Annotated in this window: 9 protein-coding genes; all 9 read right to left on the minus strand. The window is 40.2% G+C overall.

Annotated elements, in window-relative coordinates:
* Positions 1-21: 21 nt before the first annotated feature.
* The 9 genes from NF543_RS13470 to NF543_RS13510 all read right to left on the minus strand — a co-directional run bounded on the left by NF543_RS13470 (position 22) and on the right by NF543_RS13510 (position 11,404).
* A complete protein-coding gene (locus NF543_RS13470; RefSeq protein ID WP_257668663.1) occupies positions 22-3,177 on the minus strand; it encodes a type I restriction endonuclease subunit R in 3,156 nt (1,051 codons plus the stop codon).
* Entirely contained in the window at positions 3,167-5,266 is a 2,100-nt protein-coding gene (locus NF543_RS13475) for an ATP-binding protein (RefSeq protein ID WP_257668664.1), read from the minus strand. The genes NF543_RS13470 and NF543_RS13475 overlap by 11 nt, the downstream gene beginning before the upstream one ends.
* Entirely contained in the window at positions 5,266-6,513 is a 1,248-nt protein-coding gene (locus NF543_RS13480; RefSeq protein WP_257668665.1) for a restriction endonuclease subunit S, read from the minus strand. The genes NF543_RS13475 and NF543_RS13480 overlap by 1 nt, the downstream gene beginning before the upstream one ends.
* The gene (locus NF543_RS13485; protein WP_257668666.1) at positions 6,510-7,517 is read right to left on the minus strand and encodes a PIN domain-containing protein; all 1,008 of its coding nucleotides are present in this window, start codon (positions 7,515-7,517) and stop codon (positions 6,510-6,512) included. The genes NF543_RS13480 and NF543_RS13485 overlap by 4 nt, the downstream gene beginning before the upstream one ends.
* The gene (locus tag NF543_RS13490; RefSeq protein ID WP_257668667.1) at positions 7,507-9,039 is read right to left on the minus strand and encodes a type I restriction-modification system subunit M; all 1,533 of its coding nucleotides are present in this window, start codon (positions 9,037-9,039) and stop codon (positions 7,507-7,509) included. Before NF543_RS13490 ends, NF543_RS13485 begins: the two co-directional genes overlap by 11 nt.
* 167 nt (positions 9,040-9,206) lie before the next feature.
* Positions 9,207-9,413 (minus strand): helix-turn-helix domain-containing protein, encoded by a 207-nt coding sequence (locus NF543_RS13495; RefSeq protein WP_257668668.1) that lies wholly within the window; start codon positions 9,411-9,413, stop codon positions 9,207-9,209.
* Between the two features lie 239 nt (positions 9,414-9,652).
* Positions 9,653-9,895: a DUF1016 N-terminal domain-containing protein gene (locus tag NF543_RS13500; RefSeq protein WP_308378826.1), complete on the minus strand. Its 243-nt coding sequence runs from the start codon at positions 9,893-9,895 to the stop codon at positions 9,653-9,655.
* 158 nt (positions 9,896-10,053) lie between these two features.
* On the minus strand, positions 10,054-10,716 hold the full coding sequence (locus NF543_RS13505) for a hypothetical protein (protein WP_257668669.1): 663 nt from the start codon (positions 10,714-10,716) through the stop codon (positions 10,054-10,056).
* A gap of 79 nt (positions 10,717-10,795) precedes the next feature.
* Positions 10,796-11,404, minus strand: a complete 609-nt coding sequence (locus NF543_RS13510) for a hypothetical protein (protein WP_257668670.1) — start codon at positions 11,402-11,404, stop codon at positions 10,796-10,798.
* Between the last annotated feature and the right edge of the window lie 112 nt (positions 11,405-11,516).

An 11,516-nucleotide genomic window follows, 5' to 3' on the forward strand; every position in this document is an offset into this window, starting at 1 on the left:
TATCCCGCCAATAGTAGTGGTTTATTCTTCTTTCTCGTCTCCATTTTTTATTATGTCTTCCGCCAACATTTTCGCTTGTATGATTACCGTGTCAACCGCTTTTTCTTGCAGGTCTGGCGGATAACCGTGTAGTCTCAAAATCCTTCTGATGTTTCGCCTTAATGCCGATTGAACGCTCTCTTTGATGGTCCAATCTATGGTCGTGCTGTTGCGGACGGTTTTTAAAAGTTCTTGAGCTATGTGTTTCAAAATGTCATCACCCAAAACGGCAACCGCGCTGTTGTTTACTTCCAAAGCTGTGTAAAAGGCGTATTCTCTATAATCCAATCCCAATTTGTCACCACGCTTGTCAGCTTCTTTCATTTGCTCGGCAAAAGGAATAAGAACTTTCTCTAAAAATTCAACTGTGTCAATCATTCCGTTGTGGTAGCGCTTTATGGCATCTTCTAACATTTCGGAAAATTTCTTGCTTTCGACTAGGTTGATTTTCGTCCGTTTCTTGATTTCGTCTTTGAGCAATTTTTTCAATAACTCAACTGCTAAATTCTTTTGGGGCAAGTCTTTCAGTTCTTGCAAAAAGCGTTCATCAAGGATTTCAATGTTTGGCTTTTTCAGTCCTGCGGCATCAAAAATGTCAATCACATTGTCGGCTGTGATGGCTTCTGAAATAATTTGCTTGATAGCAGTTTCCATTTCATCATCCGTTTTTCCACCTTCATTTCGGTCAGATATTTTTTGCAATCGAGCTTTTATGGACTGAAATAAAGCCACATCATCACGGATTCCCATTGCTCGTTCGTGGGGAACAGAAATAGCAAAGGCTTTCAATAGGTTTTTGGTGTTTTCGGTAAAACTCTGCTCTCCGTTTTCCTGACTGAAAATGTAATCAACAATCACAAGGACATATTTCAGTTTTTCTTCGGGTGTGAGCGTATAGAATTTACGCCAATCAAAATGCCTTAACTGATAATCTATTGCTTCGTGCAGTTCCAACATTTTGGCAACTGCCAATTCTTGGTCAAGTGTCGGTTTGCCTTCGCCACCACTTGCGGTGTAGTCGGCTAAAGCGGTTTTCAGTTCTTGTGCAATGCCCAAATAGTCCACCACCAAACCACCTTCTTTACCTTCGGTAAATACTCGGTTTACTCTTGCAATTGCTTGCATCAAATTATGTCCACGCATTGGCTTGTCCACATAAAGCGTATGCAAACAAGGTGCATCAAAACCTGTGAGCCACATATCCCGAACAATTACCAATTTCAAAGAGGCGTTTGGATTTTTCAATCGGTCGCCAATAGCTTTTCTTCTCGGTTTGTTGCGAATGTGCGGTTGCATATTCAAGGCATCACTGCTGCTGCCTGTCATAATCACCTTGATTGTGCCTTTATCGTCATCATCTGAATGCCATAACGGGCGAATTTTGATAACGGCGTCATATAAGTCCACACAAATTCTGCGGCTCATACATACTATCATTGCCTTGCCTTCCAGCACTGCATTTCGTTGTTCGAAGTGGTACACCAAATCTTCTGCGATTTTCTGAATACGGTTTGGATTGCCTACAATAGCTTCCAGGCGTGTCCATTTTGCCCGCATTTGCTGACGGCTACTTAGCTCTTCGCCTTCAGTGAGTTCCTCAAACTGTTCGTCAATAATAACTTTTTCATCTTCGGCAAAATGCACTTTCGCCAACCGGCTTTCATAAAAAATAGGAACAGTGGCTTTGTCATCTACGGCTTGCTGAATATCGTAGATGTCCACATAGTTGCCGAATACGGCTTGGGTGTTTCGGTCAGTACTTTCTATAGGCGTGCCTGTAAAACCTATAAACGTGGCATTGGGCAAAGCATCACGCAAATGTTTGGCAAAGCCATCAATAAAATCGTATTGACTTCTGTGGGCTTCATCTGCTATTACTACAATGTTTTTTCGTTCGCTTAGTGCTTGTATGTCTGCACCGATATATTCTACACTTGGCTCGCTTACAATATTCGGATTTTCAGTTTGCACAATGTCGGTTTGCGAAGGCATAAACTTCTGAATGGTGGTAAACACAATGCCACCCGAAGCAACTTTGAGCAGGTCCCGTAAATTTTGCCTGTTTTCTGCTTTTTGGGGTTCTTGTCTCAATAATTGCTGACAGTTGGTAAAGGTTTCGTGCAGTTGCTCATCCAAGTCGTTTCTATCAGTCAGGATTACCAAAGTGGGGTTTTCCATTCTTGGGTCGATAATGAGTTTGCCCGAATAGAAAACCATGCTCAAACTTTTACCGCTTCCTTGTGTGTGCCAAATTACACCGCCTCTCTGGTCGCCCGTTTCTGAACTGGCAATCACGGTGCTTTCTACGGCTTTGTTTACCGCATAGTATTGGTGATAGGCGGCTACTTTTTTGAGTGTTTTGCTGTCGCTTTTCTCGAATACAATAAACTGACGGATTAAATCCAACAGCGTGTGTTTGTTCAACATTCCGTTAAACATCACTTGCATACCCATTTCCAAATGGCTGGCTTCGGTTTTGCCGTCTTTGGTTTTCCAACTCATAAACCTGCCAAAACCACTGGTCAATGTACCGCAAAGGGCATCCCAACCATCGCTTATGATTGCTAATGCGTTGTAGGTGAACAGCGAAGGAATGGCTTGTTTGTAGGTTTGGATTTGGTTGTAAGCTGATTTTATAGTGGCGTTCTCGTCCACTGCATTTTTGAGTTCTATTACTACCAAAGGCAAACCATTTATGAACAGAAGTATATCAGGGCGTTTGTTTTGGTTGCCTTCAATAACTGTAAACTGGTTGATAGCCAAAAACTCGTTGTTTTCTGGGTTTTCAAAATCAACGATATAGATTTTCTCTCCACGAATGCCGCTATCGGTACGTATTTCCACATCTACACCATTGGTGAAGTGGCGATGGAAGGTTTCGTTGTTGATCAGAAGATTAGGGCTTTCGGTACGCAATACTTTTTTTAGGGCATCTTCTTTGGCATCCTGTGAAAGGGTAGGGTTGAGTTTATCAATAGCATCACGCAAACGAGTAGTGAGCACTACCTCATTGTATTGCCTTTCGGGGTGTTCGCCATCAGAGGAAATTTCTGTTCCCAACAGATAGGAATAGCCCAATCCTTGCAGATAAGAAAGGGCAATTTCTTCTATTTCGTTTTCTGTAATGCTATTCTTCATCTCTTGCTAAATTGACTATCATTGGTACATTTGAGCGGATGGCTTTTCCCGTAACTATTGCGTGATACCGTTTCAAATTCGGTAAAGTTTGTACCAAGTCCTTACCGATATAATTTCCTAAAAATGTAAAACTTGTTTCATCAAAAGCCTGAAAACAAACAATGGAATTACATTGTGTAAGTACAGTTTTGGAAACATTCGCTGTTCTTTGAGCTATGACCATTAGTCCAACTCCATACTTTCGCCCCTGTAACGCAATTTGAGACATTTTGTTTACCAATGCTTTGGTACTTCCGTAATCCCCTAAATCTCCTAAAAAATTGGTTTCAGGAACAATGGTATGAGCTTCTTCGAGGACTAAACAAATTCGGCTACCCTCATTTGATTTAGCATAATTGAATACACTCTCTATAAAAAATTGTGTGAACTCTATGATAAAGGATGTATTGGATAATGCGGGTAATTCAAACAATCCAAGATTATTTTCACCTTCAATAAACTCTTTAACGTATACATCAAGTTTACTTTGAATCTGTTTTTTTAATTTAAGTTCTTCATCTGGTTTTTTATTTAATGCCTTTTTATGTTTTTCAGCAAAATTTTCTTCAAGAGCATCTAAACCGTCAACTTTTATTAATTCAGCGGGATCTAAGGGTTTTAAATCTTTCTTGTATTCTCCTGTAAAATCAATACAAATTACATTAGTATCTGTCATTAACGACTTGATTACTTCTCGGGCAAGAAAAGATTTGCCTGAACCTGTTACCCCCAATAATGCCAAATGATGACTTACAGCTTCGTGCAAGTTGATAACAGATGGTAACTGTGTGTTAGGTATTGTGCCTAATTTGAAATCAGGGTAAGTATAATCTTGAACTTGAATATTACTCGTATCGGCTTTAAAAATGGGAGTATTAATGGCCGGTACCCATCCAAACTTTTGGAAGGAAAGTAAATCTTTTTGCCATTCGCCTAATTGAATTGCCTCGCCTTCAATAAATCCTGTTTCATTTTTACTCTCTAATTTTTCATACTCCGTTGAGCCGCTTATCACCTGATAAAACAATCTACGATTACCAATAATAAGTTCTAACAAATCACCTTCTTGAATATCATCTGTTTTCTTAGAATACTCGAATTTGATAGTGCCAATTGTTGATTTTTCGATAACGACACCAACAAAATTTTCAACATTTAGTGTTTTTGACAAGCCTTGAACTTCTTCCTTTTCAGTTACTTTATAGACTATGTTTTTACTATAATACACTAAATCTTTTTCAGCGGTTCCTAATTGTAATATTTTTACCCATTTCTCCTGATTAAGTAAATATGTGTCAAATACAATTCCTGCAATGGCATATTCATCAGAATCCTGCATTGAGTAATTGAACTTTACAATATCGAATCTTTTGATGTTTTTGCTTCTGTCCTCAAACAGTTTGACTAAAAATATCTTCTTGGATTGTACCCCGAAGATTTCTCCAATAGCATTTGAATGTAGTTTCTTCTTTTCTCGACTGAAGGAATTGTGAAGTGATTGTGAATTAATGATTAGGACAAAACCCCAAAGAATAATCATAGAAAACAGATAAGTGTCACTTACTTCAATTAGAATTTCTGCTTTGTAGAGTATCAAAACAGAGATAAACACGAAAGAGTAAATGATTTTACCACGACCAAAAAACACCGCAATATTTTTTAATAAAGTAGATGTCTTGTTTCTTGTGGAATCGGGGCTTTCGTTATCGGAGCTGATAGCAATTGCAGCAATTGATGTAATCAATAATATACCAATAACTGAAATAGTAGCATACCATAAACCTTCGTGAGCAAATGATTCTTTTACAGAAACATAAACCAACAATAAAGGAATCGAATTAGTAATTACATTTTTTGGTGAGGAGTAGTAAGGCTCAATGAAAAGTATTGAAAAGAAGAGCATAAAAAGCCCTGAATAAAACCAAATGTTCTTTGTTGATGTGTCAGGCAATATAGAATTTGTGAACAAATAATGAATACCAACAAACAATGCCACGCTTGTAATAAGCAGGATGAAACGATTGGTCATATAGAATTTCAATTTATCCATTAATTGTTGGTTAATTCCAATTTTCCGCTCATTAGTTTGGGTAAAAGCGTGTCACGGGTTTGGGTTAATGATTTTATTTGTTTTACATTCTCTTCTATTCTTGAGTTAAAATTCTCCATTAATTCTTGAAAATTATTTCTTAAATCTTCGCTTGGAATAATTACCTGAATTTCCTGAAATCTCGATTTGTTAATGATTGGCATGGTTGAACCACCTGTCGCAATATTTCTTAAGTAATCGTATTTAAAAACTAAATCATAATACAAGTAATCAGAAGTTACTTGGTTGATATTTGGAATTATGGAATTTATTTGTTGATTTGAAACACTTTCAACACGATTTATCGCCACTTTTCCCATATCAGAGCCAATACAAGTAACGAGAACAGAATTTGGCGGTAAAAGTCTGCTTGTCATGGACTCTTTTCCCTCAACAGATAAACACCTATTGGCATCAAGAATTAGTTTCCCATAATTTTTAAAGTCGGTAGGGGTAATGAATGGAGTTATTTCTCCAAATAACTCAGGATTTTTACTTGAAGGAGTACTACCTGTAACTACTGTCCCGAGCTCTCCAATATTCTTTGCCTCCCACCCTTTCGGCAGCCCATCCACCAACTGGCCATCAAACCCCGGAAAGTTGAAATTGACAAACCACTCTTTGAAAATGGCTTGTGCCATAGCTTCCAAAGTTTGGTTCATTTGTAAGTTCAATTCTATTTTGTCGTCAAGAGAAGTAAGGATTTGGGCAATACTCTGTTGTTCAGTTTTGTCTACTGGTGCTTCAAATTCGTAACCACAAATTCTTATCGGAGAGGTGTGTTTCACAGTAGAACCTGTGGCAGAGCTCACGATAAAATATTGATATGGTCTTGTTCTTAAAACCCAATGTAAAAAGTCGGAATCAACTTCTTCATTTTTTAACTGAACTAAACCTAACCGTTGATTATGTAAGTACCTAATTCCTTTGTGCTGTGGTATTTTTGCTGAATATCCAAGTGTGTCACCTGCTTTGCTTAAATCAGTCATGGTAATAAGTATATCACCTTCATTTAAAACATAATCTTCAGGCACTTCACCATTATAATATTTCAGTTTATCAGTTTTAAACCCACCTCCAATTTTAAAGTTACCTGGTGTTAAAAGAATATCGGTTGTAGGCTCATCAGAGAAAAATTCTCCTTTAAAGGCAAACCCATGCTTGACATTAATCAAATCCATCAACTTATATGTCTTCCAAATACTCATGTCAAGTCAAAATCGTAAAATGTTTCAATTATTTCTTTGGTTTCCTCATCAGCAAATGAAGTAGTTGCAGAAACTATTAGCTCCTTTTTCTCCCCATTGTCAGAGTAGTATACTACTATTTGAGAATTAACGTACAAGCTTTCTATCATATGCTCATTAGGTGGAACACGACTTATATCAGTACACATATCAATCAACTTGAAATTTTCTATTTTGAAGTTCTCGCCTTCAATCAAAATTTCTGATTTTTTCTTGAGCTGATCTGCTAAGTAATCTTTGAAATAGTCAGTTTGCGTAAAATCATAAATTGTTCTTTCTTTAATATAGAGTTCATAATCTTTTTGGATTTCGGCAATAGCGTTGTTTTCATCTTTCTCAATGGCAATGTGGCGATTCCATTTGTCTTTGAACTCTACTTCGCAATTTGCATAGTCTCCATCTTTGGTAATGAAAATTACTTTGTCAAAATCAGTCACTCCGTCAAAATGCATCAGGCTTTCCCAAACAATATTGTCTTTAAATCCTGCGTCTTTGTATTTTCCTGTGTGAGCAAAAGGTTGTTTTTTGTTTTGGTCTTTCATAACCCGTTTCATCATACTTTGCAAAACGGTATTAGCAAGTTCTTCTTTAATTTCTAAAAGTTTGATTGACTTTGTTGCTAAATATTCTTGTGCCTTTTCTTGAATGTAAGTTGTACAATCAAATTCTTCCTCTGGCAAGGCTAATTCGGGGATATGCGGCATACCTGAAAGACGTTTTGCCAATTTCTGGAACTCGATTATGTCGGTTTTGTATTGTCGGTGCTTTTGGTCTTTGAGTTCCTCAATTGCCCATGTTGGTATAGCTATATGGATGTCCTCACTTAAATCTTTTTCCAAAATGAATTCTTCTACCATCTGAAAAGGTCGCCCAAAAGCAAAAAAGCTATATGCCACTTCACCCGCCTCCGTGCTACGCAAAGAGTTGGTGTCAAAAACGATTAATGTTTTTAGTTTATAAGCCATAGCCGATTTTCGCAAGGTTTTGTTTTATAGCATCATCCAACTCATTTGCTTTTTGCATTTGCTCGGATAGGGAAGCAGTAAGCGATTGCATTTTATCGTCAAATGCTACTCCATCTTCTGCCACTTCTTTGAAGTCAATGTAACGTCCTGGTGTTAAGATATAGTTATTCTTACGTATATCCTGAATGTTGGCAGATTTACAAAACCCTGCTACATCTTTATAGTCGGCAAATTGTTCTTTGCTTCTCCATTTGTGGTAAGTGTCGGAAATTTTGGCAATATCTGTTTCGTTTAATTCCTTTTGCTTTCGGCTAATCATAGTGCCCAATTCACGAGCATCAATGAATAGAATTTCGTTGGTGCGGTTTCTGAATTTGCTTGTTTCGGTTTTGTTGCGAGCCATAAACCATAAGCAAGCTGGAATTTGGGTGTTGTAAAACAATTGCGATGGCAAAGAAACCATGCAGTCCACCAAATCGGCTTCAATCATTCCTTTTCTGATTTCTCCTTCGGTGGAAATTTCAGAACTCATACTACCGTTTGCCAAAACAATTCCTGCTGTTCCATATGGGGCAAGTTTGCTCACAAAATGTTGTAACCATGCATAATTGGCATTTCCCGAAGGTGGAACACCGTATTTCCATTTGTGGGTTTCAGCTTTGTTTATATTGTAATCGCTAACATTGAAAGGCGGATTGGCAATGACATAATCCACTTTCAATTCAGGGAATTTGTCGTTCATCAAGGTATCGCCCAATTCAATTTTGGCGTCAATACCTCTAATCGCCAAGTTCATTTTCGCTAACTTGTAAGTAGTAGGGTTGCTTTCCTGTCCGAAAATGGAAATTTTACCTTTGCGGTGTTCGTGCATTTCAATAAAGCGTTCACTTTGCACAAACATTCCACCGCTACCACAACAGCCGTCATACACTCGTTTTTCAGGTTCGGGGGCGAGCATATCCACCAAGATTTTTACAATGCTTTGCGGTGTGTAGAATTGTCCTCCTTTTTTGCCTTCGGCATCTGCAAACTGTCCTAAGAAATACTCAAACACAAAGCCCAAAACGTCTTTGCCTTTTCCGTTACCGCCTTTACTCAACGTGATGGAGCCAATCAGGTCAATGAGTTCTCCAAGTCTTTGCTTGTCGAGTGCTGGTCGGGCATAATCTTTTGGCAAAACGCCTTTCAATGAAGTATTGTCTCTTTCAATGCTGTCCATTGCTTCGTCAATGTCCTTGCCTATGGTTGGCAGTTTGGCTCTGCCCTGCAACCATTTCCACCGTGCCTGCGGCGGCACATAAAATACACGTTCTGCGGTGTATTCGTCTTTGTCCTCAGGGTCGGCTCCGGTTTCATGTTTGGTAGTGTCTAATTGCTCATAAAGTTCATCAAAAGCATCAGAAATATATTTCAAGAATATCAAACCTAATACAACGTGCTTGTATTCAGCCGCATCCATATTGTTTCGCAGTTTGTCAGCGGCTTGCCAAAGGGTTTTTTCTAATTGTAAATTCTCACTCATTAGCTATCTTTAATTCTAAACTATTAATCGTAAAAGTTAATTCTTAAATTTCTCTTATTTTTGTCAATCAGTACGTAAATAAGTCTGCATCAGTCGCTCAAATCGATTGCCCTTATCGTGCTCCGAAAAAGCAATTTTCCTGTATTCTTCTAATATCTTTTGAAAGCTCATTTTTTGCTTTTATTATTTTGTTCTATAAGCAGTTCTTTTGCGCTAACGCCTAATATCCGGGCAATCTCAAACAGCACCTCCAACCTTGGCTGCTGCCGATTCTGCACATAGCTGTTCACCATATTAAAGCTTTTGCCCAATTGATCGGCCAGCCACGTCTGCACAATGCCTTTCTCCTGCAATACAGCCTTGATTCGGTTCATTGTTCAGTTTGATGAATTGCTCCACAAGATAGGTATAAATCCAATTATCATCTCATTTTTTGAGATGCATTTTATAGTCCCGTTTTTAGCGCGACATCAAGTTTTGGCATAGCATCACCCAAAACTAAGGATAAACATGTGCCTCTTATTACGGGAAACCGGAATATTGGATAGGCTTTTTGCTAACGGAAATACAACTTCCATGATTTCTGCTCCTCGCTGTTTCCGGCTTTCTTTACTCATCTCGAATGATTTATAGCTAAAAGTGCAAAGCCGTTGCCCAAGCAAAAACTGCTGTAGATGATATAAAACTCTCTTTTATCCTGATTGTCAATGCGTATCAGTGTTCTGTAATGTGTCCAGTTGAATTGCGAACGCAGTGCGTTCGCAATCGGGAATGTACGATAAAACTGGCGGAACCATTTTATGGCACGATGAGCTTGTTGAAGGCAATTGCACCATCCCACGATGATGTAAGACACTCCTACCGATGGCCAGTGATAAGAAAGCCCGTTTCTACGTAAGCGGGCCTTCTTCTTTTGTCATCATCGTGTGTTGGGTTTTGCCTTTCCCGTCGAAGTTTATAACAATAGGCGGATGCACCAATTGGCAATGATCATCCAGCACACGCTCGATGCAGCTAGGTTCGTCCGTACTGCACAAGGTTATCATCAAAATCCGCTACTTTGCTGAAAAACAGGTCTATTTCATAATTCAGGTCCGAATACGTTTCGATCAGCCCGTTCATGGCATCCAGGTACCTGCCTTCCTGTTTTTTCACAAAAGCCAGCACCGTTTTGAAGTCGTTGAGGTCGCGGTCAAAGGAAACCAGGTCCACCGAGCAGCTTTCGTATTGGGCGGATATCCGATCGAATAGTGGGAAGGCCGTATCCATCATCCACTGGTCATGCGCATAGCTATAGTCGTCGTAATCGAAGAAATCGGTGGCCGCATCAGACAGTGCGGGTACAAAGCCATCCAGGACCGCATCGATATCGGCCATCAATGTTTTAAGCTGCGTGCGCACGGTCTCTTTCTCCGGGTTTTCGGGGATCATCATCTCCAGGTGGTCAAATTTCAGTTTGGCGTGTTCAAGCAGATCCGCTACCGCTTCCACCTGCATCACAAACGGGGCGATAAGCTTCCTCCTCCCGTTTATCCGTTGCCGGATTTCGTACAGGCGGTCATGTATTTCATGGTAGTGTCCCAGCGCCTCGGTTTCGAAGCCGGGTGCTGTTTTGGATTCGTCGAACCGGAGAAAGATGGTCCGCAAGGGGTGGGAAATGGTTTTTACTTGATTCATGATCGTATAATAATAAAGGGTGATAAAAATAAGAAAATTAAAGCAGGGGAGAAGCCGCCGGCTTCCCCCCTGCCTGTGTTTACACCACGCGGGCGGTGATGACATCGCTGTAGTTGGGCGATGTATCCGTGCCAAGGTAGGATGCACGGAATTCGTATTCCTGCAGCATCTCCAGGTCACTCACCTCCAGCACCGACTTGTTGTGGATAACCGTGGCCCATTCGGCAGTGCCCTTGCCGCGGTACTCGAATTGGTACAGCCGGGCGTGCCGCCACGGCTTGATGCGCAACCGGATAAGGCCGGTACCCACCTCCGGGTTTTCCACACGCAGGTTTTCCGCCCGTGGCGTTCTCCCTATGCGATTGATGGGCGAACGCGTAGGACGGTAGCCTGCTGCCAGGATAACGGCTTCGTCGCCATCGGCAACGGCATCCACATAACGGGATAGCTGGTAGATGGCCTTCTGCAGCTCCTGCCCTTTCTGGCTTTTGAGAACAACCGCTCTTTTGTCCCTGAAGGTAGCGGCCGCATACGCATCGCGGTACGCATCCAGGCTGCTTTCGAAAGCAGGCAGATCCGGATCCGGGTTGGGGAATAGTTCCGCATTTTCCGTCATCTTCGCGAAGATGTTTTCCCCATCACGCAACAGGCCCGCGGCGGTGTTGCTTCTGTAAATTGGTTTTGCCATGATAAAAAAATTTAAAAAAGTGAATAAATAAAACCATTCTGATAGCTTCATCACCGTTAAAGAACAATTTATTAACGATGAAAAACCTAACACTGCAAAGATGCGGGCGGTA

The organism is Parapedobacter tibetensis, assembly GCF_024704835.1.
Taxonomy (GTDB): domain Bacteria; phylum Bacteroidota; class Bacteroidia; order Sphingobacteriales; family Sphingobacteriaceae; genus Parapedobacter; species Parapedobacter tibetensis.